The organism is Donghicola sp. (assembly GCF_025210255.1).
GTDB lineage: Bacteria > Pseudomonadota > Alphaproteobacteria > Rhodobacterales > Rhodobacteraceae > Donghicola > Donghicola eburneus.
In genome coordinates this window covers 144,622-169,716 of sequence record NZ_JAOARZ010000042.1, presented here as the reverse complement: position 1 = coordinate 169,716, position 25,095 = coordinate 144,622, and the positions used below count along the sequence as shown (strand labels likewise).

Genomic DNA, 25,095 nt, shown 5'->3' with positions numbered 1-25,095 from the left:
ACTGTTATCCCTTGTTGATTTGCTTCTTGGCCGAAGCTGCGATGGCCTCGGCAGTGATGTGAAAGTGGCGGTACAGCTCGTCCGCAGGCGCGCTGGCGCCAAAGCCGGTCATCCCGACAAAGCCGTCGCTGCGCTCCAGGAACAGCTCCCATCCCTGCCGGATCGCAGCTTCGACCCCGACGCGCGGGGCGGTGCCACGGACCAGCACGCGGTAGGCGGCAGGTTGGGCCGCGAACAGCTCGAAGCTGGGGGCGGAGACCACGGCGGCACGAATGCCTTCGGCGGCCAGCAGGTCGGCGGCCTCCAGGGCGATCTCGACCTCGGAACCGGTCGCGATCAGCGTCACATCCCGAGCCCCCGCTGTCTCCCGCAGCACATAGGCCCCGCGGGCGGTCAGGTTGGCATCGGTGTGCGTGGTGCGCAGGGTCGGCAGGTTCTGACGCGACAGGCACAGCAGGGTGGGCGTGGCCTCGGACGTGGCGCACAGCTCCCACGCTTCGGCGGTTTCCACCGCGTCGGCGGGGCGGAACACGGTCAGGTTCGGCATGGCCCGCAGGGATGCGATGGTTTCCACCGGCTGGTGGGTGGGGCCGTCCTCTCCCAGACCAATTGAGTCGTGGGTCATCACATAGGCGACCGGAACCCCCATCAGCGCAGACAGGCGGATCGACGGGCGGCAATAGTCGGCAAAGGCCAGGAACGTCCCGCCATAGGTAAAAAAGCCCCCGTGCAGCGCGATCCCGTTCATCGCGGCGGCCATGCCGTGCTCGCGGATGCCATAGTGGATGTAGTCGCCGCTGTAGTCGTTGCGGCTCACCGGCTTCATCGCGCTGGTGCGGGTGTTGTTCGAACCGGTCAGATCAGCGGACCCACCCACAGAATTGGGCAGCGTGGCATTCACCACCTCCAGCGCCATTTCCGAGGCTTTGCGCGTAGCGACCTTGGGCTGGTCCTTGGAGAGGCGGCGTTTGTAGGCGGTGATCGCGGCGTTCAGACCCTGCGCGTCCGGAGCGGCCAGCGAACGGTCAAAGTCCGCGGCCTTCGGACTGGCCTCTTTGCGGGTGGTCCAGTTGGCGCGGGCGTTGGCGCCGCGGGTGGCGATGGCTTCCCACGCGGTTTTGACTTCGGTCGGCACCACGAAGGGCTCATGGGGCCAGTTCAACGCATCGCGGGTTGCGGCGATCTCGTCAGCGCCCAATGGCGAGCCGTGCACCTTGTGGCTGCCCTGCATGTTGGGCGCGCCTTTGCCAATGGTGGTCCGGCAGGCGATCAGCGACGGGCGCAGGTCTTTGCGGGCGTTCTCGATGACGCGAGCGATGGCCTCGGGGTTGTGACCGTCCACGGCCTGCACGTGCCAGCCTGCGGCCTCGAACCGAGCGCGTTGGTCCATGCTGGTGGACAGGTCGGTCGGCCCGTCGATGGTGATGCGGTTGTCGTCCCAGAAAACGACCAGACGCCCCAAGCCCAGATGGCCAGCCAAATCGATGGCCTCGTGGCTGATCCCCTCCATCAGGCAGCCATCACCGGCCAGCACATAGGTGAAGTGATCGACCAGCTCGTCGCCGAAACGGGCATTATGCATACGCTCGGCCAAGGCCATGCCGACGCCGGTCGAAATCCCCTGCCCCAGCGGGCCGGTGGTGGTCTCGATCCCCATGGCGTGGCCGTATTCGGGATGACCTGCGGTGCGCGAGCCCATTTGGCGGAAGTTCCGCAACTGGTCAGCGTCCATGTCCGCATAGCCCAGCAGATGGTTGATCGCATAGACCAGCATCGAGCCATGCCCCGCGCTCATGACAAAGCGGTCACGGTCGGGCCATTTGTGATCGGCGGGGTCCACTTTGACAAAGCGGTTGAACAGAACCGTCGCCACATCGGCCAAGCCCATAGGCGCGCCGGGGTGGCCCGAGTTTGCTGCTTGCACCGCGTCCATGGTCAGGGCGCGGATGGCGTTGGCCATGGTGGTTTCGTCCACATTTACAGGTGTTTGCACAGTCATGGCAGCCTCCTCAGCTCCGCTTGGATTCTTGGACAAGGCGCAGGATCATCGGGGTGAAGATCAGCTGCATCGCCAGATCCATCTTGCCCCCCGGGATCACGAGCGAATTCGCACGGGTCATCCAGCTGTCGTGGATCATCGACATCAGGTAGGGGAAATCGATGCCGCGCGGGTTCTTGAATCGGATCACCACAAGGCTCTCGTCCGCCGTGGGAATCCAGCGCGCGATGAACGGGTTCGAGGTGTCGACCACTGGCACCCGCTGGAAGTTGATGTCAGTCTCGGAGAACTGCGGGCAGATGCAGTGCACATAGGCGTGCATCCGGCGCAGGATGGTGTCGGTCACGGCCTCGGTGGTGTAGCCGCGCTTGGAGCTGTCGCGGTGGATCTTCTGGATCCACTCAAGGTTAATCACGGGCACCACGCCGACCTTCAGATCCGCCAGAGCCGCAAGGTTCACCTCGTCATTCACCACGGCGCCATGCAGCCCTTCGTAAAACAGCAGGTCGCTGCCATCCTCGAACGGGGCCCAGTCTGTGAACGTGCCAGGCGCGCTGCCATACCGTGCCGCCTCATCGTCGTCGTGGACGTAATGGCGGGTCTCACCGGTGCCGGTTTCGCCATAGCTGCGGAACACGCTTTCCAGTTTCGCCAGTTCGTTCGCGTCATAGGAAAAGTGGCTGAACCCCTGATCTCCTTCGGCCGTCCGGCGCTCCAACTCGGCCTTCATCGCGGCGCGGTCATAGCGGTGGAATGCGTCGCCCTCGATCGAGACGGTGCTGACCCCCTCGCGCCGGAAAATCTGGTCAAAGGTACTTTTGACAGTGGTGGTTCCAGCACCAGAGGAGCCGGTCACCGAAATAATCGGATGCTTTTTGGACATAGTATTTTCCAGTCAGTGTCAGGCGCGGAACAGGCCGCGGTTGCCGAACAGGGCAGAGACTTCGGTCTCGGGCAGATCGTGATAGGTGCTGACGCGGTCGACCTTGTCTGCGGTGCCAAAAACCATAGGCGTTCGGGCATGCAGGCTGGTCGGGATCTGGCTCAGGACACGAGCGGTGCCGGTGGTCGCCTTGCCGCCCGCTTGTTCGACCAAGAAGGCGATCGGCGCGCATTCATAGACCAGACGCAGGCGGCCATTCTCGTAGCCTTTGCGCTCGTCGCCGGGGTACAGAAAAATCCCCCCACGGCACATGATCCGGTGGGTTTCGGCCACCAAGGACGCCACCCAACGCATGTTGAAATTCTTGCCCCGCGGCCCTTCGGACCCAGCCAGACAATCGTCGATGTAGGCCCGCACCGGCTTGGCCCAGTGGCGATAGTTCGACGCGTTGATCGCGAACTCGCTGGCCTCTGGCGGGATCATCGTGGTCTCGGTCTCGACAAAGGCGCCCTCAACCCGATCCAGAATGTACTGACGCACACCATCGCCAAATGTCACAACCAAAGCGGTATGAGGCCCGTAGATAAAGTACCCCGAAGCCAGCAGATGACTGCCGTCCCGCAGGAACGTTTCGGTACCGTCGTCCAGCGCCGGCTGGATCGAAAAGATGGTCCCGATCGACACATTGCAGTTGATGTTTGACGAGCCGTCAAGCGGATCAATCGCTAGCGCCAAGGCACCATTTACGTCGATCTCGTTGACCGTCTCGCGCTCTTCCGAGGCATACCAGCGGACGCCGGTGCCTTGCATGGCATGGGCGAATGCGTCGTCGGCCAGCACATCCAGCGCCTTTTGCTGATCGCCATCGGTGTTGTGGCCGATGTTCGCTGCCAGTTGTCCCGCCAGCGGTCCGCGCCCCACAGCGTCCGACAAACCGACCGCCACATCGCACAAAGCATTCATGACCTGCCAAAGCGGGGCGGGAACGCCCCCTCTGGGAATTCGTATCTCTTGCATCACGTTTAGGGCCTCCCCTCCCTGAACCGAAGCTGAGATTGATAATCCTCAGGTTGAATGATAATAAAATTTCAAATTTCTGTATGAAGTGTCAGGAAAATTGAATGCCGCGTCTGGACCAGATCACCCTCAAGCAACTTCGCGCCCTGACCGCCGTGGTCGAAGAAAGCACCATTCTCGCAGCTGCAGAACGGCTGAATTTGACCGGTCCAGCGGTGCATAACCAATTGAAAACCCTAGAGGCGATTGTGGGCTCGCCGCTGCTGTCCCGTGCAGGTGCAGAACGCAACACGCCAACTGCCCAAGGACGTGCTTTGTTGCGGGCTGCGGCAGAGATCGAAACATCGCTCGATCGGGCAGTGCGACAAATTGGTGCGCTGGGTCAGGGTCTGTCGGGGCGCGTTGTTCTGGGGGTTGTAAGTACGGGGAAGTATTTCGCCCCTCGAATCGTGGCGCTCTTGCAGCGGGAGATGCCGGATGTGCAGGTGTCCTTGCGCGTCGGCAACCGCGAGGAAATCGTCGAAGCGATGGAGCGGGCAGAGTTGGACCTGTGCATCATGGGCCGCCCGCCCCGCACCTACCTCACCGAAGCAGTCCCATTGTTCGACCACCCCCACATCATCATCGCTAATCAGGATCACCCACTGGCCCGCGATCCTATGGTCCCGCGCGAGGCGCTGCTGCGCGAACGGTTCGTCATGCGCGAAGCGGGATCGGGCACACGCATTCTGGCCACCCGCTTTCTGGACGAGATCGGGCACGATCAGGTGGCGGGGATCACCGAGATGTCCTCGAACGAAACGATCAAGCAAGCAGTGATCCACGGACTGGGGATCGCCATGATCTCGGCCCACACCGTGGCAGATGAACTGTCATCGGGGCGGCTGGCACGGCTGCGCGTCCAAGGTCTGCCGATCTATCGCAAATGGTATCTCTTGCCCCAGTCGCGCCCCGACAAACCCGCCGCGGTGACCGCGGTGGAGCGCTGGATTCTGGACCATGCCGGCATGATCGAGCCGAAACTCGACCTCAGCTAATCCTGACTTTCTGTGCTTGCCAGAACCTGTCACACTGGCGCTATGGGGATTTACATCGCATTTTTACGCTCCGTGAATGTTGGCGGAACGGGCAAGCTGCCGATGTCTGACTTGGCGCGAATGTGTCGGGATATCGGCTTTCACGACGTCCAAACCTATATTGCCAGCGGAAACGTTATCTTCGCCACGGAAATGACGCCCGAAGGCGCGCGTGTCTCGCTGGAGGCTCGGCTGTATGAGTATTGCGGCAAATCGATCCGCGTCCATATCCGCACGCCCGAAGAGCTTTCGCAGATCATCGCAAATAACCCGTTTCCAGACGCCGCGGGCAATCAACTCGGGGTACTGCTGTTGGATGGCGCGCCTGATCTAAGCGCCCCGCTGGTGGGCAAACAAGACGAGCACGTTGCGGCTGGGTCACGCGAGGTCTACGCCCATTATCCGTCAGGCATGGGGCGATCCAAACTGGTCTTACCAGGCAGCACCACAGGCACGACGCGGAATATGAACACGTTGATCAAAGTGCTGAATTTGGCGTGCAAATTGGCCTAACACCACGAAAAAGGGGCGCCATAAGCGCCCCTGAAATCCTTGGTGTTTTGGCGTCTTAGGCCTTGAACCCGCGCGCTTTCACGACCTGAAGCAAGGGCATGACGTCCGACATATCGGGGCCACGGTCCTGACCGGTTACAGCGCGGCGCAAGGGCATGAACAGTCCCTTGCCTTTGCGGCCAGTCGCCTCTTTCACCGCAGAAGTCCAGTTGCCCCACGTGTCACCGTCAAACGGACCTTCGGGCAGCAGGGTCATCGCCTGCTCAATCATCTCGCGGTCTTCGTCGGCAACTTTGGGCTCTGCGCCGTCACGGAACAGCTCCCACCAGCCCTTCAGGTCGTCCAGCACGGTGATGTTCTCGCGGCTGACGGTCCAGAACTGTTCGGCCAGCTCAGCAGGAACGCCAAGCTCTGCGATCAGGGGGGCGACTTCCGAATAAGGCTTCGCCGCGTTGATGCGCGCGGTCAGCGGGTACAGGTCATTGCTGTCGAACTTCGTCGGGGCCGAGCCGAACTGGCCGATGTCGAAGCCTTCGATCAGTTCTTCCATCGAGGTCCGCAGTTCCACCGGCTGCGACGAGCCTAGACGCGCCATCAGCGACAGCAGAGCCATCGGCTGCACGCCAGCAGCACGCAAATCGCGCAGGGACAGGGTGCCCAGACGTTTAGACAGTGCCTCGCCCTGCGGGCCGGTCAGTAGCGAATGGTGGGCGAACGCTGGGTGATCATGGCCCAAGGCGCGCATGATCTGGATCTGGGTCGCGGTGTTGGTCACGTGGTCAGAGCCGCGCACAACGTGGGTCACGCCCATATCGGTGTCGTCAACAACCGAAGCCAGCGTGTACAGCATCTGGCCGTCCGCACGGATCAGGACGGGGTCAGAGACCGAGGCCGCGTCGATCGACAGATCGCCAAGGATGCCGTCGGTCCACTCGATCCGCTCGTGATCCAATTTGAAGCGCCAGACGCCAGCGCCACGCTCTGCGCGCAGCTTTTCCTTTTCCTCGTCCGACAGAGCCAAGGCAGCCCGGTCGTAGACGGGGGGCTTGCCCATGTTCAGCTGTTTCTTGCGCTTCAAGTCCAGCTCGGTCGGGGTTTCGAAGCATTCGTAGAAACGGCCCATCTCGCGCAGTTTGTTCGCCGCATCCTCGTAGCGATCCAGACGCTCGGACTGACGCTCGACCTGATCCCACTGGATGCCGAGCCATTCCAGATCCTGCTTGATGGCATCAACGTATTCTTCCTTGGACCGCTCGGGGTCGGTGTCGTCGATGCGCAGGATAAATTTGCCGCCCTCTTTGCGGGCGATCAGGTAGTTCATCAGCGCGGTGCGCAGGTTACCAACGTGGATATAACCGGTCGGCGAAGGGGCAAAGCGGGTGGTCGTCATAGCGTTCTCCTGTTGGGCGTTCATGTCCCACACAGTCAGGGAAATGTCCACAATCGCCTGCGGCGGGGCGGCTGTGCGCCTGCCGCATGGCGCGGGGTCTTAGCGCAGTTTCGGCGGATTGTTCGGATCGCGGCCGGGGGCTTTGGGGCCCTCTTTCTCTTCGGGTTGGGGCAGATCAAACCGCAGACCGACCTTGGCCAGCGCCGCAGACATTGGATCGGACGCGCGGAAAAAGGATACATCGATGCTACCCGCCTCAATTCCCGAAAAGGTCAGCGCAGCGTGAACCGCCCGCGCAATAGACGGCTCGGCACCGGGAACAGGATCCACAACCCCCAACATGTGGCCCATCGCGCCGCCTTCGTAGCGGACACCCACCAGATAGGCGAACCGCGCCAAACCGGCGGCCGATGCCAAACGGCTGTCCAGCGAGACCAACAGAGAGTCCGGCAATCCGCGTGGGGACAGGAATTCCTCGATATTCGCCTCGCCCTCTTCTGGGGCAGAGGACAGGGTATCGGTGATCCAACTGATAGCTTCGGGGGGCAGCAACATCTCTGATGGTGCGACTGTCAGATTGACGCCAAGGCCGATCCCCTGCCCGTTCAGCAACTCTGCCAAGACACGGCCGGGGATCGCGGCATAGGGCGCTTCGCCCTCGGCGAACTGAGCGAGTCGCGCTTCGGTGTCGAACACTACGGCAAACTCAGTGCCATCGACGGGAAAGAGCCGCGGCTTGATCGTCTCGCCTTCGGACTCTTCTTCGAGCAGCAGGAAGAGTTCCGATCCGGACAGCACATCATAGAACCGCAGGCGCGCGGCCTCGCTCTCGGGGGCGGCGTCCATGGCGGCGTGGGCTTGATCCAGGAGTGTCTCAGTCATTTAGCACCTCTTTGACCTTGGCCCGCAGCACCGGCAGCAGCTCTGCCTCGAACCACGGGTTTTTCTTGAGCCATGCGGTATTGCGCCACGACGGATGAGGCAAGGGCAGGACACCGTTTTCCAGATGATCGCGCCATTCCGTCACTGTCTGAGTGACAGATGTGCGCCCGCCGATGTGCCATTTCTGGGCATATCCCCCCACCGCAAGCGTTAGCCGGACCGTCCCGAGCGCCTGTATCAAGGGTCCGCGCCACGTTTTCGCACAGATGGGCGGCGGCGGCAGGTCTGCGCCTTTGGCGTCGTATCCCGGAAAGCAGAATGCCATGGGTAGGATCGCCACGCGGGAGCGGTCATAAAACTGTTCTGGCGTCACACCCATCCAGTCGCGCAGACGGTCACCCGACGGGTCCGTGAACGGCTGGCCACTGTGGTGCACACGCATCCCGGGCGCCTGCCCCGCAATCAGCAAACGCGCACCAGAGCCAAACCAAACCACCGGACGCGGGCTGTGTCCGGTCGCCGTCTGTGCAAATCGTTGCGCACAGATACCGCATATCGATAGTTCCGCTTTGAGAGCTTCTAACGCGGGTTGTCCTACATCGCGTTTTTTTGACATAGTTCCTGCAAAGTTTGCGCTTAGTTAACCGTTAATCTACCTAAGAATAAGAACCGCCAAACATGGCACCGAGGCAAGGCATGCTGGAATTCAGAAATGTCAGCAAGTCGTTCTGGACCGGAACGCAGCACAAAGTGATCTTGGATCGCGCGTCTTTTCGTGTCGATTTGGGAGAGTCTATGGGCATCCTCGCGCCGAACGGCACGGGCAAGACCACGGTCGTTAACATGATGGCGGGATTGGAAAAACCCGACGAAGGCGAGATAATCCGCGGGTGCAAAATCTCTTTCCCGCTGGGGTTCATGGGCGGCGTCATCTCGAAGCTGTCGGCGATGGAAAACGCCCGCTACATCGCGCGTCTCTATGGTCTGGATCCCGATTACGTCGAGGCGTTCTGTCGCTGGCTGTGTGGACTCGAGGAATATTTCGACCAGCCGCTCGGCACATATTCGGCGGGCATGAAATCCAGATTTACGTTTGCCCTAATGCTGGCCTTGGACTTCGACATCTACCTGATCGACGAAGGGATGCCGTCTACAACGGATGTAGAATTTAACAAAAAGGCGGCCGACCTCTTGCGGGAACGGTTGCGCACAACGACGATCGTGATCGTGTCACACCAGCCGGAGACGCTGGAAAAATACTGTCGCAAAGCTGCAGTCCTGATGCACGGGCAACTGCACATGTTCGACAGCCTTGAGGAAGCGAAGCAGCTGTATGACTACGAAACCAAAAGCTAGAAAATTCCGCATCAGCCGCGAGCCGCTTGCCAAACCGGTCGCCGCACCGAAGCCCCCTGCTCTGGAAGAGACGCCCGAAACCGAAGAGCGTCAGACCATGGCTGGCGCTGTTTCCTCGCGTGCAGAAGTCGACTCTGAGAACGACATTGATGCCATCCGCAAAGAAGGTCTAACAGGTCGCCAGCTGCGCCTGGCCCGCCGTTTGGCCCAGAAACATGATATTCCGGCCACCTCCGATTTCGACGCTGTACGCCAGCTGCGCAAGCGTGGGATTGACCCGTTCCAGCGGTCTGCGTCGCTCGATCTAGTCGTCTCGGACCCCGAAGAAACCAAGCTGACCAAGCTGCCGCAAACCGTGCCAGAGCGCCGTCAGGAGACCCTGCCCAGCACCGAAGTCAGCGATGGCGAAAGCCCAGCCGAACGCCGCGCGCGTGAAATCGGGCGCATCCAAGCCGAGATCAGCAAGCGCCGCCGCAAGAAAACCGGCTTGCTTGCTCTACGCCTGCTGTTCTTTGTTTTCTTGCCGACCGCGATTTGCGGCTGGTTCTTCTATTTCGAGGCAACACCGCAATATGCGACCACCTCGGACTTCATCATTCAAACCTCGGACCAGTCGAGCGGTGCGGGCGGCCTAGGAGGTCTGCTCCCGTCACAGATGAACACCAACCAAGAGGCCGTCGCAATCCAGCGTTACCTGCAATCCCGCGAGGCAATGCTACGCTTGAATGAAGAACTCGGCTTCAAGGCTCATTTCCAGCAGGACTGGATCGATCCGATCCTTCGCCTTGATGAGGACGCCACCAACGAAGAGGCCTACAAGCTTTATAAACGCAAGGTTCTGATCGGCTATGACCCGACCGAAGGCGTAATGGGCCTAGAAGTCATCGCCGTCGATCCCGAGGCCAGCAAAGCCTTTTCCGACGCGCTGATCCGCTACGCCGAAGAGCGAGTCGACAGCCAGACGCTGCGCAAACGAGAGGACCAACTGAGCGAGTCGCGCAAATCGCTGGCCGAGGCCGAGCGTCTGCGCCGCGAAGCCCAAGAAGCGCTCGTGGCTCTGCAACAAGAGGCCGCGATCGTGGACCCCGAAGGTGTGATTGGCGCATTGCGTCAGCAAATCACTCAGCGCCAGATCGAATTGCAGGAAAAGCAGCTTCAACTGCAGGCTTTGCTAGACAACGCGCGTCCCAACCAAAGCCGCGTCGACGGCGTCGAGGGGGACATCCGCCGCCTGCAAGCGGCTATTGCCGAACTTGAGACTCGCATGAACGAAGCGACCCAGGGCGAGGACTCTCTGGCTGCGATTTCTGCCAAGATCTCGCTGGCCCAAGCAGACGTCGCGACTCGGGACTTGCTCTTACAATCCGCACTACAGAATCTGGAGTCCGCCCAAATCGAAGCCAGCCGCCAGACACGCTATCTGTCCCGCGGCGTAGAGCCTGTCGTGCCCGATCAGGCAACTTACCCCAAGGCGTTCGAGAATACCGTGGTCAGTTTTTTGATTTTTGCCGGAATTTACCTCATGATTTCGCTCACAGCGTCGATCCTTCGTGAACAAGTCACAAGCTGAGGGTAAAAGGGTGTTGCAGTTTGGGTCCGAGCGCTAATTACTAGCGAGAGTAACGTGTGCGTACCTGCCGTTTTTTAAAATACAGAAAGAGTGATTTCTAATATGACCAAGCCGATTGCCGACGTAACACCCAACACTTGGGACTTCCTGCTGCGTCCGATGATCAAGCCCACCGGCTTCCGTGAATACGATGCACGCTGGAAATACCCCGAGGAAATTAACCTACCTGGTATGACCGCTCTGGGTCTGGGCCTTGGCACCCAGATGCGCAAGCGTGGCATTGAGCCCGTGATCGCCGTCGGCAACGATTATCGCGACTATTCTCTGGCCATCAAGAACGCGCTGATCCTCGGCCTGATGCAGGCGGGGATTCAGGTCAAGGACATCGGCCCCGCCCTGTCCCCCATGGCCTATTTCAGCCAGTTCCATCTGGACGTCCCCGCTGTGGCCATGGTCACCGCGTCGCACAACCCCAACGGCTGGACCGGCGTAAAGATGGGCTTTGACCGCCCGCTGACCCACGGCCCCGACGAGATGGGCGAGCTCCGCGACATCGTTCTGGGTGGTCTGGGTGAAGCCCACGAAGGCGGTTCGTACGAACTGATCGAGGGCGTCAAAGAAGCCTACATTCAAGACCTGATCGGCGACTTCAAAATGTCTCGCCCTCTCAAAGTCGTCTGCGCGACCGGCAACGGAACCGCATCGGCGCTGGCCCCCGAGATTCTGGAGCGCATTGGCGTCGAAGTTGTACCCTCGCACAACGAGCTGGACTACACCTTCCCGAACTACAACCCGAACCCCGAAGCCATGGAAATGCTGCACGACATGTCCGACACGCTGAAGGCGTCGGGCGCAGACATCGCGCTGGGTTTCGACGGTGACGGCGACCGCTGTGGCGTTGTCGACGATGAAGGCGAAGAGATTTTCGCAGACAAGGTCGGCGTCATCATGGCCCGCGACCTGTCGAAGCTTTACCCCAATTCGACCTTCGTGGCGGACGTGAAATCCACCGGCCTGTTTGCCTCGGACCCCGAACTGCAGGAACGCGGCGTGAAGGCCGACTACTGGAAGACCGGTCATAGCCACATGAAGCGCCGCGTCAAGGAAATCGGTGCGCTTGCAGGCTTTGAAAAGTCGGGCCACTACTTCTTGGCCGAGCCTGTGGGTCGCGGCTACGATTGCGGCATGCGCGTCGCGGTAGAGATCTGCAAACTGATGGACCGCAACCCCGACATGTCTATGTCGGACCTGCGCAAGGCTCTGCCCAAGACCTACTCCACCCCGACGATGTCGCCCTACTGCGCCGATACCGAAAAGTACGACGTGCTGGATCGCATCGTCGAGAAGCTGGTCGCCAAGGCAGATGCAGGCGACACCTTTGCCGGCAAAGCTGTCAAAGAGGTTGTCACCGTGAACGGCGCCCGCGTCATTTTGGAAAACGGCAGCTGGGGTCTGGTGCGCGCTTCGTCGAACACCCCGAACTTGGTTGTGGTTTGCGAAAGCTCGGAGAGCGACGAGGAACTGCGCGCGATCTTCAAAGAGATCGACGACGTGATCCGCACCGAGCCTGCGGTCGGCGAGTACGACCAGAAAATCTAAGTCCGGCTCCTTCGGACAAACGAAAGCCCCCGCAAATCGCGGGGGCTTTTTTGTTTCAGCGGATCAGGCGACCAGCCCACGTCCGCGCAGCAAAGCATCGACACCGGGCATCCGGCCACGGAACGCCGTGTAGAGCTCTTCGGCCGGTTTCGATCCACCCATAGACAGGATGTTGGACTGCAGGCTGTCGGCGGTTTTTTCGTCGAACGCACCGCCAGCCTCTTTGAAGGCATCGAAGGCGTCAGCGTCCATGACCTCTGACCACATGTAGCTGTAGTAGCCGCTGGAATAGCCGTCGCCCGAGAAGACATGAGCAAACTGGGGCGTCGCGTGCCGCATCCCGATGGCTTGCGGCATGTCGATACCCGCCAAAAGCTCGGCCTGTTTCTCCATCGCATCTTCGGGCGCAGCGCCGCGGTGGAAGGCCAGATCGACTAGAGCCGAACCCAGATATTCCACAGTCTGGAAGCCCATATCATAGGTCGCGGCGCCAAGAACCGCATCCGCCATCGCTTGGGGCATCGGCTCTCCGGTTTCCGCGTGGACCGCGAATTTCGCCAGTACTTCGGGCACTTCCAGCCAGTGCTCATACAGCTGGCTCGGCAGTTCCACAAAATCCCGCGCGACCGACGTGCCAGACATTGAGCCATAGCGCACATCCGACAGCATCTGGTGCAGGGCGTGGCCGAATTCGTGAAACAGAGTGCGCGCGTCGTCATAAGAAAGCAGCGCGGGCTGGCCTTCGTCCGGCTGTGCGAAGTTGCAGACGTTCACCACGATCGGGGCCTGCGCCTCGGGCCAGCCAGCTTGGGACTGGAACGCGCTGCACCATGCACCGGACCGCTTGGATGGACGGGCGAAGTAGTCACCGATGAACACTGCCACGTGCTGACCATCGCGGGTGACGCGCCATGCGCGGGCGTCGATGTGGTAGAGCGGGACGTCCAGAGGCTCGAACTGCAGGCCGAACAAGCGTGTTGAGCAGTCAAAGGCTGCTTCGATCATCTTATCCAGCTGGAAATAGGGCTTCAGCTTGGCTTCATCGAGATCATGCTCGGCTTGGCGGCGCTTTTCGGAGTAGTAGCGCCAGTCCCACGCTTGCAGATCACCGTTGATGCCGTCCTCGCGCATCATCTCGGTCAGCTTGGCGGCATCTGCATCGGCCTGCGCCTTAGCCGGGGTCCAGACCTGCATCAGCAGTTCCTCGACCCGTTCGGGCGAGCCAGCCATCTCGGTCTCTAGTTTGAAAGCGGCGAAGTTGTCGTAGCCCAGTAGTTTGGCACGCTCTTCGCGCAATTTCAGGGTCTCGGTCGCGATACCACGGTTGTCGGTCTCGCCGCCATTTGCGCCGCGGGCGGCCCATGCCTTGTACGCCTTTTCTCGCAGTGCGCGGTCGGGGCAGAACTGCAGGAAAGGCGTAATCAAGGACCGCGACAGAGTAATCACCGGCTTGCCATTGCCCGCACGGCGCGCGGCCGAAATCAGGAAATCCGGCAGACCCTCCAGCTGATCCTCGGCCAGCTCCATTTGCCAGCTGGCTTCGTCCTTTAGGAGGTTCTGGGTGAACTGGGTGCCCAACGACGACAGACGCGACATCACTTCGCGCATGCGGTCTGCCTGTTCGCCGGTCAGCGCCGCACCAGACCGCACAAACCCACGACGGGTCAGGTACAAAAGCCGCGCGTCCTGCTCGTCCAGACCCAATTCGTCGCGCTGTGCCCACAGGGTTTCGACACGATCAAACAGGGCACGGTTGTTGTTGATGTCACTGTAGTGGGCGGACAATTGCGGCGCAAAATCCCGCTGCAGCGCTTGGCGCGCGTCGTTCGAGTCGCTGCCCGCCAAGTTGTAAAAAACCGACAGAACCCGATCGAGCGCAAAGCCCGACCCTTCGAGCGCCAGCACAGTGTTGGCAAAGGTGGGCGCTTCGGGGTTGTCCGCAATGGCGTCGATCTCGGCCTTGTGCTCGGCCAGAGCGGCCGCGAAGGCAGGGGCGAAATCGTCGTCGGAAATGGCTTCGAAGCGGGGCAGACCGTAGGGGCCATCCCAAGGCTGCATCAATGCATCAGTCATAGTTCAATCCTTGTGCTGTCCGCAGACGGGGCAATCGGCCCGTGGCTGCAGGGTAATGCTGCGGGTCTCGGCGTATAGAGCGTCATGGATCACCATGCGTCCGCGCAGGGTCTGGCCCGCGCCGGTGATCGCTTTGACAGCCTCATTCGCCATCATCGTCCCGATAATCCCGGGCAGAGGCCCCGCCACACCGGCCAGCGCACAGGGCGGAGCCAGATGGGGCGCGGGCGCCTCGGGGAAGATACACTGGTAACATGGGGTCCCGTTCGCCGGATCAAAGAGGCTGAGTTGCCCTTCCCACTGGGTCAGAGCGCCGGACACCAAAGGTTTACCGAGCTTCACGCAGATCCGGTTGACCAGATAACGGGTTTCGAAATTGTCCGTGCCGTCGAGGACCAGATCGTATTCGCCGATCAGTTCTTCGGCGTCTTCTTCGGTCAGGCGACGGTTGTAGGGTTTGACGTTCAGGAAGGGGTTCAGGACCAGCATGTGGTCCTGCGCGCTGAACACCTTGGGCCGACCTATGTCCGCATCTGCGTGGATCACCTGCCGCTGCAGGTTGCCGTTATCCACCACGTCCTCGTCTATGACGCCGATGGTGCCGACGCCAGAGGCGGCCAAATATAGCAGCACCGGACTGCCCAGGCCCCCTGCCCCGACGACCAGCACCTTGGACTGCTTCAGCGCCTTTTGCCCTGGCCCGCCGATTTCGCGCAGGACGATGTGGCGGGCGTAACGCTCCAACTCGACAGGTTCAAACGTCTGCTTCGGGGTGTCATCCACTGCAGGTGCATCTCTCTCGGCGACCTTGGCGCGGATGGCGCGCAATCCGAAACGGTAACCCAGCGCCAGAGCCAGCAGCGCGCCAACGATCAGCCAAGGCTCAATACTGCCGCCAAGCGACAATCGCAGAGGCGCGCCGTCAGGCAAGACCAGATGGGCGCCCAAGACAGCCACATAGAGGATTAGGATCATCACCCAGCGCGCAGATTTCGGAGTCTTCATCAGCGCTCCGATCCCCCAGAGCGCGCCAGCCATCGCTAAAAACAGTAGCATGTCAGCCCCTTACTTCGATCCGGTCGAGCCGAAACCGCCGCCACCCCGCGCCGTCTCGCCCGAGAATTCCTCGACCACCGACAAGTTAGGGCGAATGACTGGCAAGAACATCATCTGCGCAATCCGCTCGCCAGGATTAATCGTGATCGGATCGCCTGAGGGGTTCCGGTTCCAGACGCTGACGAAAATCTGCGCGGTGTAATCAGGGTCAATCAGACCAGTCCCATTTCCCAGCACCAAGCCATGCTTGTGACCCATGCCGGAGCGCGGCAAGATCACCGCCGCCACATGCGGATTGTTCATATACAGCGCTAGGCCAGAGGGTATCAAAACGGCCTTTTCCTGCGGAGCAATGTCCATCGAAGAACCTATACATGCGTGTAGGTCGATCGCGGCGGCCATGTCGCTTTGGTATGTGGGCAATCCCCATTCATTTAACCGCGCATCCAGTACTTTGACCTCGATTTCGGGGGTGAAAGACGGGCTGCTCATGGGCTCTCCTTGGGTGCGAAACATGTTGCGCTATCTAAGGCCCCAAGGGCGACAGGATGCAAGTCGATGAAGAAGCAGGATTGCCGTGAAAGCCGCCGGCTCCAAGAGTGTTTTTAAATTAGAAACCAAGAATGTTTACAGAGCACCTGCGCCTGAACTAACCTAAGACATACCATACGTGTACTTTTGATGAGTTTTGTTTTCGACGCAGGCAAGCGGTGCTCTGTGTCCGGCTTACCAAAATAACGAAGCTCCGCGAGAAATGATCGGACCTCATGCACAACTGGGATGACCTCAAATACTGCCTCGCTCTTAAGCGGTACGGCACCATGTCTGGTGCGGCGCAAGCCCTGAAGACCAATGTCGCGACGGTTTCGCGGCGCATCCATGGTCTATCAGACGAACTCGGCCTGCAGCTGTTTGTTAAAGACGGTCAGAAGTGGAAGCCTACGCCCTACGCCGAAAACCTCGCATCCTTGGCTGAAATCACGGATGCCGAGCTATCTAGGATACAGCTTGAAGGTGACGCTGAAACGGGCCCAAAAGAGGTCCGGATCAATTATGATGAGATGATTCGCCAATCTCGGTTGATGAACTCGGTATCGAACCTGTTTGAAACGGTCCCGAGCATCACATTCAAACTGCGCTTCGGGTCCGCCAGCCTTGGCTTCGGCGAAACCGATATCTTCCTCACCACGATCCCCTTGGAAGAAGGCAATTTAATCCAGAAGCGTGTCGGCACCCTGCGTTCTGCCGTTTGGTGCGGATCAGCCTTTCAGGACAAGTTGCAATCGTGGATTCGATTGGAAAGCATTTTGTCATTGGAAGAGCATCACGCGAGCCTGCAAGAAGAGATGGGTCAAGAGCACATGATGCTAAACGACGGGCTCCTGTGCGCCGACGTGATCCAGCGCGCGCCTTTCGCAGCGGCTTTGGTCGAGGACTATGCAATCCGCCAGCGCGGGCTGCGCTTCCTGCCGCAGTTTCCAAAGAAAGAGCATCCCGTTTGGGCGTATTTCCATGCCACGCGCAAGCAGGACAAGATTATCCATATTGCTCTGGATTGGATCACGGAGGCTTTCAAAGCCCCGCAAGAAGCTCTGGCTATCCCGGCCAAGACGACAAAATTCGGGGAACAGTCGCTTAACGCCTGAGCCGTTGCCACAAGGGGCCTAGCGCCCCTTGAGCTCGGACAGTTCCTGACGCCGGCGCGAAGATTGGACAGCCAACCCAGCCACCATCGTCAGTCGCTCGCGCGACAGATCATCTTTGAGCAGGAAACCGTCGACATCCAGACCCTCGAGGATCTCGGAAAACTCTACAATATCTACGCCAGAGAAAAGAACGATCCCAATGTCGGAGCGGGCGTCTGTCATACCGCGAATATTGGTCACGAACTCTGCGCCCGTAGACTCTCCCAAATGGTAATCGACAAAGACGACATCGGGCAAATCAGAGTCATTCGATGTCAGAGAATCCAAAAACTCGGTCGCGGAATGAAAGCGCTTGAACACCACTCGTGATTCGCGGGCCATCCACCGCCCCACAACTTCTGCATGCAGGTCATCATCTTCGATGAGTGCTACGCGCATCCGACTTTTCCCTCTATTGGCGTATTTCAGCGCACCGAATAGGCGGCGATATTTTGCAAACTAGAACTGGGGACCGGAAAACCAAACAATTTTGTTAGCGGCGCATGAGCATTTATCTGCACCTCACACAGACATAGTGGCACAGAAAAAAGATGATAAGCAAAGGATTTACGTCCCACGATCAATTTAGTGACCTGAGGTCAAGAAGAAAGGCAGGATATCCTTGCTTTACTGCAAAGCCATGTCTTACAAATCGCTCAGGCCTGCATGTTGATGCACATTCTGTTTTCGCGATAAACTGGTCAGCATGCTAAAGTAGCTACGCCTCGGACGCTCAACTACAAGGCCCAGCTTTTTGTGGGGAAATTTAGGGCGAGGTGGCGCGACGTTTAGACGATCCTTCGGGGGGAGCCGGAGGCGCTGTGGAGAACCAGTAATGACTGCGATCAATGCCGATGACAGGTCTCCGTCTGGGAAAGAGACGGTAACCCTGCTGGTGGTAGAAGATGATGTCGTCGATCAGGAGATCGTGAAACGCTCTTTCAAACGGGCTGATCTGGCGCACCCACTGGTCTTCGCCAACAATGGCCTAGAGGCTCTCAAAATCATGCGTGGCGAAAAGCCGGACGTGTCGTTGCAAGAACCGTATATAGTGCTTCTGGATCTCAACATGCCCGTCATGGACGGTTTCGAGATGCTGGACGAAATGCGCAAAGACGAGAAACTGCAGGACAAAGTTGTGTTCGTCCTATCGACGTCGGACGACGATCGGGATGTAAAGCGCGCCTATGCTTCTGGCATTTCAGGCTACATTCAGAAGGGCAACATCGCCGAAGGCTTCTCTGCCGCGACCAAAATGCTGTCCTCCTACGGCGATGTGGTGATTTTTCCGTAAAGTCTATCGCGTCAGCGTATCTGCGATTTCTGCGGCTAGCTGAACCGACACCTCTGCCTTGGTCATTCGAGGCCAATTCATGGCGCCCTCCTCAGTCACGACTGTGACTTTGTTTTCCGAACCGCCCATAATGCCGGTCTCAGGACGCACATCATTCGCCACAATCCAATCACAGCCTTTGCGCAGCCGTTTTGCGGTCGCATTTTCAATCACATCGTGAGTCTCAGCTGCAAAGCCGACGACCAGACGGGGCCGCCCTGCCCCCATCTGAGATATCCGCGCCAGTATATCGGGGTTTTCTGCGAATTCCAGAACCGGCAAAGCGCCATCCTGCTTCTTGATCTTCTTGCCAGAGGCGCTGGCGACGCGCCAATCTGCGACCGCAGCTGCGAATACCGCAGCGTCTACGGGCAACGCGGCTTCGACTGCAGCCAACATCTCTGCAGCGGTTTCGACAGGGACGACATTCGCCCCGACTGGCGGCCCGACACTCGCCGGTCCCGTGACAAAGGTCACTTGAGCGCCCAAGTCCATTAACGCTGTGGCCAAGGCAGTGCCCTGCGCACCGGAGGACCGGTTCGCGATGTAGCGCACCGGATCAATCGGTTCATGGGTCGGCCCGGACGTCACAAGGATATGCTTGCCAGCCAAGGGCCCTGCGCTCAGGGCGCTGCGGACAGCGTCCAAAATTTCTGCAGGCTCAGACATCCGCCCCGGCCCATGCTCTCCGCACGCCATATCACCTACGTTCGGGCCAACAACGCGCACGCCGTCGGCAACCAAGGCTTTAAGATTGCGCTGGGTCGCTGGGTGATCCCACATCCGGACATTCATCGCCGGAGCGATCATCACGGGCGTGTCCGTCGCCATCAGCAGTGTGGTCGCCATGTCATCCGCATGACCGCCCGCCATCTTGGCCATCAAATCAGCGGTTGCGGGGGCGACAACAACCAAGTCAGCAACGCGGCTGAGCTGGATATGCCCCATCTCTGCCTCTTCGGTCAGGTCAAACAGGTCGGTGTAAACCTTCTCCCCGGCCAGCGCAGATACCGACAACGGCGTCACGAACTCTGCCGCAGAGCGCGTCATCACAGGCGTCACAGCAGCGCCCTGCCCCTTGAGCAACCGAATGAGTTCGAGCGTCTTGTAGGCCGCAATTCCTCCGGCGATGATCAGCAGAATGCGTTTTCCGGCCAGCATGGCGCCCTCCTCTTGGCTCTGGCCACAGAGGTAAGCTGCCCGCGCGCAAAGCGCAATCACTGGGTCTGGCCAAAACCTTCGCAAGGATCGCCGCGATCGGTCGGAGCGGTCACGAGCCAGAGATCGTAGGGCGGCTGACCTTCTGGCGCGCTTTCCAGTTGTCCAATGGACAGCACATCCACTTCTGGCGCGGCGCGTTTCACGTAGACCGGCATGCCCCAATCGGTGCGGGCATGGCCATTGCCTGTAATGACCGCGACCGGTGCGCCATGCTTTTGCAGTGCGTCCAGCGTAACCTTTGCCAGCTGCGCGTCCCGCAATCTTTGGGACGCCACCATCCCGCCCATCATTTCTAAGGGCATCGCGCCGCAATGAGCTTCGAATTGCAGTTGCTCTCGCTCTGACTGTTCGTCCTCTGGCAGAGGCGATGTAAGACCGTAGCGCATGGCCTCGGGGCCAAATACCTCTGCCGCACCCTTGGAAAAGGCCTCGCGCACAGCATCCCGCTGCACCCACGCACCATAGATTGGCGCGGTCGGCGCAGCCTCGAAAATCGGCCAGTATAACGACAGGTCGGGCCAGCCGCTGGACGACCAGCTCGTGGCTGTATCGAAAAGTGTTTGATCCAATCGATCTGCGGGAGTGATCTTTTCGATTCGCTCGGGCGAGAGCATTTCAAACACCAGCGCCTTTGGCGCCAATGCTTCGACAGCTGTGGCTTGGTTCTGATGCTGGATGGCGGAGTCGTGAAACTCACCCAAAACGTAGACCTGCGCATCGGGCAGATGACGCAGGTCTGTCTGGGTTATTTGCTCTGCGTCGGCCGAAGCCGCGAATGCAGTCACAAATATGATCAGTGAATACAGCCTCATCACAAGAAGGCATGCACCTCTTTCCGGCCACCTTCAAGCGTCTTGCGCATTTTGACATAGGCTGCTGCCTCAAGCTGACGCACGCGCTCTTTAGACAAACCAAGTTCATTGCCAAGGCTTTCCAGTGTCCGCGCGTCGTCACGCAGTTTGCGCTCGCGGATAATGAACCGCTCGCGCTCGTTTAGCGCGCCCATTGCCTCGACCAGCCAATCGCGCAGACGGTCAGTGTCGTGCTGGTTTTCGACCATCATGGATGATTGCGCGTTGTCATCCTCGATCGTGTCGATCCACTCGCGACCTTCGTCCTCGGTACTCTGCGAGGCATTCAGGGAGAAATCATTTCCAGACAGACGCCCTTCCATCATCTGGACATCCGCCAAAGGCACGCCAACCTCGGTCGAAATCAGCTGGTGCAACTGTGCGCGGTCCAAATGTTCGCCCCGCGACGCAGCCTCGCGTTCCAAACGGGCTTGCACACGGCGCATGTTAAAGAACAGGGATTTCTGACTGCTGGTTGACCCAGTCCGAACCATGGACCAATTGCGCATCACATAATCTTGGATGGACGCTTTGATCCACCAAACCGCGTAGGTCGAAAAACGTACACCGCGGTCAGGATCAAATTTGTCAGCGGCCTTCATCAGGCCCAGACCTGCCTCTTGGATCAGGTCGTTCATCGGTGCGCCATAGCGTTTGAATTTTGCCGCCATCGAAATCGCAAGGCGCATGTATGCGGTAATCAGTCGGTGTAGTGCTGCCTCGTCTCGGTGATCACGCCAAGCGTAGGCTAGGGCCAATTCCGTTTCCGCGTCCAGCAACTCGGCCTTCATTGCGGTGCGCGAAAGAGAAAGATCACTCTGGCTATCCAATACTGCCATCTTCACCCCCTGTGCGATGGTACGCTTGACGCGTTCCTAAATTCGGTTTCTGCATAACCTACGCACAGGCCCCCACTTTGGTTCACAATTAGGAGCAAAAAAATGTTGCCACATCTCACCGTGGTTTTAGGCGGGGCCGCTTCCGGTAAATCCGACTATGCCGAAAGCATTGTGCGCCAGAGCTCGGGGCGGCGACTTTATATTGCTACAGCGCAGGCATGGGATGACGAAATGCGCGCCAAGATCACTGCACACCAAAGGGCCCGCGCAGAGGATGGCTGGCGGACGGTCGAAGCTCCGCTCGCGCCCGAAGAATGTCTAGACACAATGGCGGTGGACGAGATTGCTCTGTTAGATTGTGCCACGATGTGGCTCACGAACCACCTGCTTGGCCAGAGCGATTTGCCAGCCGCCAAAGACAGGCTTTTCGCAGGATTGGCCATTGCGCCGGGCCGTGTGGTGATCGTAACAAATGAAGTTGGCGCGGGGATCGTACCCGAAAATGCCCTCGCCCGCCAATTCAGAGAGGCTCAGGGCCGCCTTAATCGCGACTTAGCCGCCCGCGCAGATTTAGTTGTGACCGTGATGGCGGGCCTACCGCTGGCGTTGAAAGGGGACCTCCCATGAGCCGGCTCTACCTCGTTCGTCATGGTCCAACCCATGTTAAACGCTTGATTGGCTGGACGGATGTGCCCGCAGATCTATCAGACACAGCCGCCCTGACGCGTCTGTCAAATGCGCTGCCCGAAGGTGCCGTCGTGGTCTCTTCAGACCTGCTTCGCGCCCGATTCACTGGTGATGCGATTGCGGCGGACCGAGAACGCTTGCCCCATCGCCACGAACTCAGAGAGATCCACATGGGGGATTGGGAAGACCGGACATGGCAGGACGTGGATGCAGCATATGGCTCCGCTTTACGCCAATACTACGAGCAGCCAGGCGACACGGCCCCGCCGAACGGAGAAAGCTGGAATGCCCTATCGACCCGCGTTTGGAAAACGGTGCTAGAGCTGTCCTCACAGCATCCAGCACTGGTTATCGTCGCGCACATGGGGCCCATCCTGTCACTTGTGCAGCGCGCCAAAGGTATTGGCGCCTACGCAGCCCTTGGGCACCAGATTGACCCCTTGTCTCTAACCACGTTCGACCTGTCACAGGGCAGGCTCGCGCTCGAGGGTCTCAATCAACTCCCCTGACATTAACAATCTGGCAACCATGGGCGCGCTATCCCAATCGGGACGAGGGGCGTTCACTTGGTTACCAAAACATACACAGTCGCATTCGAGGGCGTCACCGCCCGTCAAGTCGAGGTTCAATGCACACTCGCGGCCGGTCTGCCCGCCTTTTCCGTCGTGGGATTGCCCGACAAAGCCGTGTCCGAGGCCAAAGAGCGCGTTCGCGCGACACTGGAAACGCTGGCCATCGCCCTCCCCTCCAAAAAAATCACGATCAACCTCTCACCTGCCGACCTGCCCAAAGAGGGATCGCACTTTGATTTACCCATCGCGATTGCGCTGCTTGCCGCGATTGACGCGATCCCCCCAGACACGGCAGAAGGCATTGTTTCTTTGGGTGAGCTGTCGTTGGACGGACGCATCGTCGAGGTGTCGGGCGCCCTGCCCGCAGCGATGACCGCAGCCGAAGAGGGTCGTACGCTGCTTTGTGCCGCTGCTTCTGGCCCCGAAGCCGCTTGGGTCGGCGATTGCCCCGTGATCGCGGCAAAGGACGTGGCCGCGATCTTGCGCCACTTCAGCGGCCAGGCCCCCATTGAACCCTCTCGCGCAGGCGAAGTGATACAATCCGCACAGCACAAATGCTTGCGGGACGTGCGTGGCCAAGAGCGCGCAAAACGCGCCCTAGAAATCGCTGCAGCGGGCGGGCATCACCTGTTTCTTGTCGGCACGCCGGGCTCAGGCAAATCTATGCTGGCAGAGCGATTACCCGGAATTCTGCCGCCGATGACACCATCGGAAGCTTTGGAAACCAGCATGATCCACTCCGTTGCTGGGCAGATCAAAGAAGGCGGCATCTCGCGAGAACGCCCTTTCCAAACGCCTCATCACACGGCCTCGATGGCTGCGATCGCTGGCGGTGGCAAAGGCGCAAAACCCGGGCAGATGAGCCTTGCCCATAACGGGGTGCTTTTTTTGGATGAACTGCCTGAGTTTCCCCGCAATGTGCTGGAAACCCTTCGGCAGCCGATCGAAACGGGGCACATCATGGTGTCTCGCGCGAATGCGCATGTGAGCTACCCCTGCCGCTTCATGCTTGTGGCCGCTGCCAATCCGTGTCGCTGCGGCTATCTAACGGATCCAGAGCAGGCCTGCGCCCGTGTGCCGAAGTGTGGGCAAGACTATCTTGGCAAAGTGAGCGGCCCTTTGATGGACCGCTTCGACATGCGGCTCGAAGTGCCACCAGTTGGGTATCAGGACCTCGACCTCCCCGCCACGGGCGATACGAGCGCAACTATTGCTGAACGAGTTGCGGCCGTCCGTGCCGTACAAACAGTGCGATACGAAAACCAAGGGACCGTCAGAACCAATGCAGAATGTAGCGGCGAAATCCTCGCACAGTGTGCAACTCCGGACGCCGAGGGACGTGACCTCTTGCACCGCTTCGCCGAAAAGATGGGGCTCAGCGCCAGAGGTTACCATCGCGTGTTACGTGTGGCGCGGACGATCGCTGACCTAGACCATAGCGATTGCGTCCGCCGACCGCACATCGCTGAGGCGGTGAGCTACCGCCTCAGCCTGACGCGAGAGATGTCTTAGGTTTGAGCCGCGCGCTTGCCTTCGATCACTTCCCAAATCTTTCCGGCGACGTTGATGCCATCAAAGCGCTCGAGCTCTTGAATACCGGTGGGCGAGGTCACGTTGATCTCGGTCAGCCAGTCGCCGATCACATCGATACCAACAAAAATCAGGCCCTTTTCTTTCAAGGTGGGTCCAATCTTGGCGCAGATTTCCGAATCGCGCTCTGTCAAAGCAACCTTCTCGGGCTTGCCTCCCACGTGCATGTTGCTCCGCGTCTCGCCTGCTGCAGGAACACGGTTAATGGCGCCGACCGGCTCGCCATCAACCAAGATCACGCGCTTGTCTCCTGCAGACACGGCAGGCAGAAATTTCTGTGCGATGAGCGGTTCACGCGAGAACCCCGTGAAGGTCTCGAACAACGACGAAAGGTTTCGATCGTCCTTGGTCAGCTTGAAAACGCCCGCACCACCATTGCCGTAAAGCGGTTTCACGATGATGTCCCCATGGTCCTCTTTGAACGCTTTCAAAGTTGCTAGGTTACGGGCAATTGCGGTTGGCGGCGTGAGATCAGGGAAATCGAGCACCATCAGTTTTTCTGGGCAGTTCCGCACCCAAAACGGATCGTTCACGACCAAAGTCTTGTCACTAATGCGGTCAAGCAGATGCGTCGTCGTGATGTAGTGCATGTCAAACGGCGGATCCTGACGGAGCCATACAACGTCCATATCGGTCAACGGACGCACAACCGCTTCGCCTAGCTCAAAATGGTCACCTTTAACACGCCGCACCGTCAGGGGTGACACCTCGGCGTAAACCTCGCCTTCGCGATAAAACATCTGGTCTGGCAGATAATAAAATATCTCGTGGCCGCGCGCCAAAGCCTCTTCTGCCAGACGAAATGTGCTGTCCGCCTCGATATTGACCGGACCGATGGGGTCCATCTGAAATGCAACTTTGAGTGCCATGGCGCTTCTCCTTCACTGTCGCGAGAATACATGG

Annotated in this window: 24 protein-coding genes; 10 read left to right on the top strand and 14 right to left on the bottom strand. The window is 59.5% G+C overall.

Annotated elements, in window-relative coordinates:
- Window positions 1–4: 4 nt before the first annotated feature.
- Genes tkt through N4A58_RS19235 form a run of 3 tightly spaced genes read right to left on the bottom strand, consistent with a single transcriptional unit; the run spans window position 5 to window position 3,899 of the window.
- Window positions 5–1,999 carry a transketolase gene (gene tkt / locus N4A58_RS19245; protein ID WP_293712772.1) on the bottom strand — a complete coding sequence of 665 codons (1,995 nt, stop codon included), beginning with the start codon at window positions 1,997–1,999 and terminating at the stop codon, window positions 5–7.
- Window positions 2,000–2,009: 10 nt separating this feature from the next.
- Window positions 2,010–2,882: a phosphoribulokinase gene (locus N4A58_RS19240; RefSeq protein WP_293712770.1), complete on the bottom strand. Its 873-nt coding sequence runs from the start codon at window positions 2,880–2,882 to the stop codon at window positions 2,010–2,012.
- An 18-nt stretch (window positions 2,883–2,900) separates the two neighbouring features.
- Window positions 2,901–3,899 (bottom strand): class 1 fructose-bisphosphatase, encoded by a 999-nt coding sequence (locus N4A58_RS19235; RefSeq protein ID WP_072707752.1) that lies wholly within the window; start codon window positions 3,897–3,899, stop codon window positions 2,901–2,903.
- A gap of 104 nt (window positions 3,900–4,003) precedes the next feature.
- On the opposite strand from N4A58_RS19235, the gene N4A58_RS19230 reads away from it, so the two are divergent.
- Complete coding sequence (locus N4A58_RS19230; RefSeq protein ID WP_293712767.1) at window positions 4,004–4,936, top strand: LysR family transcriptional regulator; 933 nt, start codon at window positions 4,004–4,006, stop codon at window positions 4,934–4,936.
- Between the two features lie 42 nt (window positions 4,937–4,978).
- Entirely contained in the window at window positions 4,979–5,488 is a 510-nt protein-coding gene (locus N4A58_RS19225; protein ID WP_293712765.1) for a DUF1697 domain-containing protein, read from the top strand.
- 55 nt (window positions 5,489–5,543) lie between these two features.
- On the opposite strand, the gene gltX is transcribed toward N4A58_RS19225, so the two are convergent.
- The 3 genes from gltX to N4A58_RS19210 form a co-directional block, all read right to left on the bottom strand.
- Complete coding sequence (gltX, locus tag N4A58_RS19220) at window positions 5,544–6,878, bottom strand: glutamate--tRNA ligase (protein ID WP_293712763.1); 1,335 nt, start codon at window positions 6,876–6,878, stop codon at window positions 5,544–5,546.
- Between the two features lie 99 nt (window positions 6,879–6,977).
- Complete coding sequence (locus N4A58_RS19215; protein WP_293712761.1) at window positions 6,978–7,760, bottom strand: SseB family protein; 783 nt, start codon at window positions 7,758–7,760, stop codon at window positions 6,978–6,980.
- On the bottom strand, window positions 7,753–8,376 hold the full coding sequence (locus N4A58_RS19210; protein ID WP_293712759.1) for a uracil-DNA glycosylase family protein: 624 nt from the start codon (window positions 8,374–8,376) through the stop codon (window positions 7,753–7,755). Before N4A58_RS19210 ends, N4A58_RS19215 begins: the two co-directional genes overlap by 8 nt.
- 80 nt (window positions 8,377–8,456) lie before the next feature.
- On the opposite strand from N4A58_RS19210, the gene N4A58_RS19205 reads away from it, so the two are divergent.
- The 3 genes from N4A58_RS19205 to N4A58_RS19195 all read left to right on the top strand — a co-directional run bounded on the left by N4A58_RS19205 (window position 8,457) and on the right by N4A58_RS19195 (window position 12,285).
- Window positions 8,457–9,116 (top strand): ABC transporter ATP-binding protein, encoded by a 660-nt coding sequence (locus N4A58_RS19205; RefSeq protein ID WP_072707764.1) that lies wholly within the window; start codon window positions 8,457–8,459, stop codon window positions 9,114–9,116.
- Entirely contained in the window at window positions 9,094–10,686 is a 1,593-nt protein-coding gene (locus N4A58_RS19200) for a capsule biosynthesis protein (RefSeq protein ID WP_293712757.1), read from the top strand. The genes N4A58_RS19205 and N4A58_RS19200 overlap by 23 nt, the downstream gene beginning before the upstream one ends.
- Window positions 10,687–10,788: 102 nt before the next feature.
- Window positions 10,789–12,285, top strand: a complete 1,497-nt coding sequence (locus N4A58_RS19195; RefSeq protein WP_293712755.1) for a phosphomannomutase/phosphoglucomutase — start codon at window positions 10,789–10,791, stop codon at window positions 12,283–12,285.
- Window positions 12,286–12,348: 63 nt separating this feature from the next.
- On the opposite strand, the gene N4A58_RS19190 is transcribed toward N4A58_RS19195, so the two are convergent.
- The 3 genes from N4A58_RS19190 to dut are packed head-to-tail and all read right to left on the bottom strand — an operon-like array spanning window position 12,349 to window position 15,906.
- Window positions 12,349–14,358, bottom strand: coding sequence for a M3 family metallopeptidase (locus N4A58_RS19190; RefSeq protein ID WP_293712753.1), 2,010 nt, complete (start codon window positions 14,356–14,358; stop codon window positions 12,349–12,351).
- 3 nt (window positions 14,359–14,361) lie between these two features.
- Entirely contained in the window at window positions 14,362–15,414 is a 1,053-nt protein-coding gene (locus N4A58_RS19185; protein ID WP_293712751.1) for a HesA/MoeB/ThiF family protein, read from the bottom strand.
- A 9-nt stretch (window positions 15,415–15,423) separates the two neighbouring features.
- Window positions 15,424–15,906: a dUTP diphosphatase gene (gene dut / locus N4A58_RS19180; RefSeq protein ID WP_293712749.1), complete on the bottom strand. Its 483-nt coding sequence runs from the start codon at window positions 15,904–15,906 to the stop codon at window positions 15,424–15,426.
- A 275-nt stretch (window positions 15,907–16,181) separates the two neighbouring features.
- On the opposite strand from dut, the gene N4A58_RS19175 reads away from it, so the two are divergent.
- Window positions 16,182–17,060, top strand: a complete 879-nt coding sequence (locus N4A58_RS19175; RefSeq protein WP_072707776.1) for a LysR family transcriptional regulator — start codon at window positions 16,182–16,184, stop codon at window positions 17,058–17,060.
- Between the two features lie 18 nt (window positions 17,061–17,078).
- Here the strand turns inward: N4A58_RS19175 and N4A58_RS19170 are convergent, their stop codons facing one another.
- The gene (locus N4A58_RS19170) at window positions 17,079–17,498 is read right to left on the bottom strand and encodes a response regulator (protein ID WP_293712746.1); all 420 of its coding nucleotides are present in this window, start codon (window positions 17,496–17,498) and stop codon (window positions 17,079–17,081) included.
- A gap of 436 nt (window positions 17,499–17,934) precedes the next feature.
- Here N4A58_RS19170 and N4A58_RS19165 point away from each other — a divergent pair, with 436 nt between their 5' ends.
- Window positions 17,935–18,393, top strand: a complete 459-nt coding sequence (locus N4A58_RS19165) for a response regulator (protein ID WP_293712744.1) — start codon at window positions 17,935–17,937, stop codon at window positions 18,391–18,393.
- A 3-nt stretch (window positions 18,394–18,396) separates the two neighbouring features.
- Here N4A58_RS19165 and coaBC read toward each other — a convergent pair whose 3' ends face one another.
- From coaBC to N4A58_RS19150, 3 genes are read right to left on the bottom strand one after another with little or no spacing between them, the layout of a single operon-like run.
- Window positions 18,397–19,593: a bifunctional phosphopantothenoylcysteine decarboxylase/phosphopantothenate--cysteine ligase CoaBC gene (gene coaBC, locus N4A58_RS19160; protein WP_293712742.1), complete on the bottom strand. Its 1,197-nt coding sequence runs from the start codon at window positions 19,591–19,593 to the stop codon at window positions 18,397–18,399.
- Between the two features lie 56 nt (window positions 19,594–19,649).
- Window positions 19,650–20,438 (bottom strand): ChaN family lipoprotein, encoded by a 789-nt coding sequence (locus N4A58_RS19155; protein WP_293712740.1) that lies wholly within the window; start codon window positions 20,436–20,438, stop codon window positions 19,650–19,652.
- Between the two features lie 26 nt (window positions 20,439–20,464).
- Window positions 20,465–21,343: an RNA polymerase factor sigma-32 gene (locus N4A58_RS19150; protein WP_293712738.1), complete on the bottom strand. Its 879-nt coding sequence runs from the start codon at window positions 21,341–21,343 to the stop codon at window positions 20,465–20,467.
- Window positions 21,344–21,445: 102 nt separating this feature from the next.
- On the opposite strand from N4A58_RS19150, the gene cobU reads away from it, so the two are divergent.
- The 3 genes from cobU to N4A58_RS19135 are packed head-to-tail and all read left to right on the top strand — an operon-like array spanning window position 21,446 to window position 24,114.
- Complete coding sequence (cobU, locus tag N4A58_RS19145) at window positions 21,446–21,970, top strand: bifunctional adenosylcobinamide kinase/adenosylcobinamide-phosphate guanylyltransferase (RefSeq protein ID WP_293712736.1); 525 nt, start codon at window positions 21,446–21,448, stop codon at window positions 21,968–21,970.
- Window positions 21,967–22,539, top strand: coding sequence for a histidine phosphatase family protein (locus tag N4A58_RS19140; protein WP_293712734.1), 573 nt, complete (start codon window positions 21,967–21,969; stop codon window positions 22,537–22,539). Before cobU ends, N4A58_RS19140 begins: the two co-directional genes overlap by 4 nt.
- A gap of 57 nt (window positions 22,540–22,596) precedes the next feature.
- Window positions 22,597–24,114, top strand: coding sequence for a YifB family Mg chelatase-like AAA ATPase (locus tag N4A58_RS19135; protein WP_293712733.1), 1,518 nt, complete (start codon window positions 22,597–22,599; stop codon window positions 24,112–24,114).
- On the opposite strand, the gene gshB is transcribed toward N4A58_RS19135, so the two are convergent.
- Window positions 24,111–25,061, bottom strand: coding sequence for a glutathione synthase (gene gshB, locus N4A58_RS19130; protein WP_293712732.1), 951 nt, complete (start codon window positions 25,059–25,061; stop codon window positions 24,111–24,113). The two genes, N4A58_RS19135 and gshB, sit on opposite strands and share 4 nt — an antisense overlap.
- Between the last annotated feature and the right edge of the window lie 34 nt (window positions 25,062–25,095).

Bases quoted from the DNA above. Each gene is read 5' to 3' on its own strand.
- N4A58_RS19170 (WP_293712746.1), bottom strand. From the start codon at position 17,498: ATGCGCGTAGCACTCATCGAAGATGATGACCTGCATGCAGAAGTTGTG.
- N4A58_RS19185 (WP_293712751.1), bottom strand. From the start codon at position 15,414: ATGCTACTGTTTTTAGCGATGGCTGGCGCGCTCTGGGGGATCGGAGCG.
- N4A58_RS19165 (WP_293712744.1), top strand. From the start codon at position 17,935: ATGACTGCGATCAATGCCGATGACAGGTCTCCGTCTGGGAAAGAGACG.
- N4A58_RS19140 (WP_293712734.1), top strand. From the start codon at position 21,967: ATGAGCCGGCTCTACCTCGTTCGTCATGGTCCAACCCATGTTAAACGC.
- N4A58_RS19225 (WP_293712765.1), top strand. From the start codon at position 4,979: ATGGGGATTTACATCGCATTTTTACGCTCCGTGAATGTTGGCGGAACG.
- N4A58_RS19205 (WP_072707764.1), top strand. From the start codon at position 8,457: ATGCTGGAATTCAGAAATGTCAGCAAGTCGTTCTGGACCGGAACGCAG.
- N4A58_RS19200 (WP_293712757.1), top strand. From the start codon at position 9,094: ATGACTACGAAACCAAAAGCTAGAAAATTCCGCATCAGCCGCGAGCCG.
- N4A58_RS19235 (WP_072707752.1), bottom strand. From the start codon at position 3,899: ATGCAAGAGATACGAATTCCCAGAGGGGGCGTTCCCGCCCCGCTTTGG.
- N4A58_RS19175 (WP_072707776.1), top strand. From the start codon at position 16,182: ATGCACAACTGGGATGACCTCAAATACTGCCTCGCTCTTAAGCGGTAC.
- N4A58_RS19230 (WP_293712767.1), top strand. From the start codon at position 4,004: ATGCCGCGTCTGGACCAGATCACCCTCAAGCAACTTCGCGCCCTGACC.
- cobU (WP_293712736.1), top strand. From the start codon at position 21,446: ATGTTGCCACATCTCACCGTGGTTTTAGGCGGGGCCGCTTCCGGTAAA.
- coaBC (WP_293712742.1), bottom strand. From the start codon at position 19,593: ATGCTGGCCGGAAAACGCATTCTGCTGATCATCGCCGGAGGAATTGCG.
- tkt (WP_293712772.1), bottom strand. From the start codon at position 1,999: ATGACTGTGCAAACACCTGTAAATGTGGACGAAACCACCATGGCCAAC.
- N4A58_RS19215 (WP_293712761.1), bottom strand. From the start codon at position 7,760: ATGACTGAGACACTCCTGGATCAAGCCCACGCCGCCATGGACGCCGCC.
- N4A58_RS19210 (WP_293712759.1), bottom strand. From the start codon at position 8,376: ATGTCAAAAAAACGCGATGTAGGACAACCCGCGTTAGAAGCTCTCAAA.
- gltX (WP_293712763.1), bottom strand. From the start codon at position 6,878: ATGACGACCACCCGCTTTGCCCCTTCGCCGACCGGTTATATCCACGTT.
- N4A58_RS19240 (WP_293712770.1), bottom strand. From the start codon at position 2,882: ATGTCCAAAAAGCATCCGATTATTTCGGTGACCGGCTCCTCTGGTGCT.
- N4A58_RS19190 (WP_293712753.1), bottom strand. From the start codon at position 14,358: ATGACTGATGCATTGATGCAGCCTTGGGATGGCCCCTACGGTCTGCCC.
- dut (WP_293712749.1), bottom strand. From the start codon at position 15,906: ATGAGCAGCCCGTCTTTCACCCCCGAAATCGAGGTCAAAGTACTGGAT.
- gshB (WP_293712732.1), bottom strand. From the start codon at position 25,061: ATGGCACTCAAAGTTGCATTTCAGATGGACCCCATCGGTCCGGTCAAT.
- N4A58_RS19195 (WP_293712755.1), top strand. From the start codon at position 10,789: ATGACCAAGCCGATTGCCGACGTAACACCCAACACTTGGGACTTCCTG.
- N4A58_RS19150 (WP_293712738.1), bottom strand. From the start codon at position 21,343: ATGGCAGTATTGGATAGCCAGAGTGATCTTTCTCTTTCGCGCACCGCA.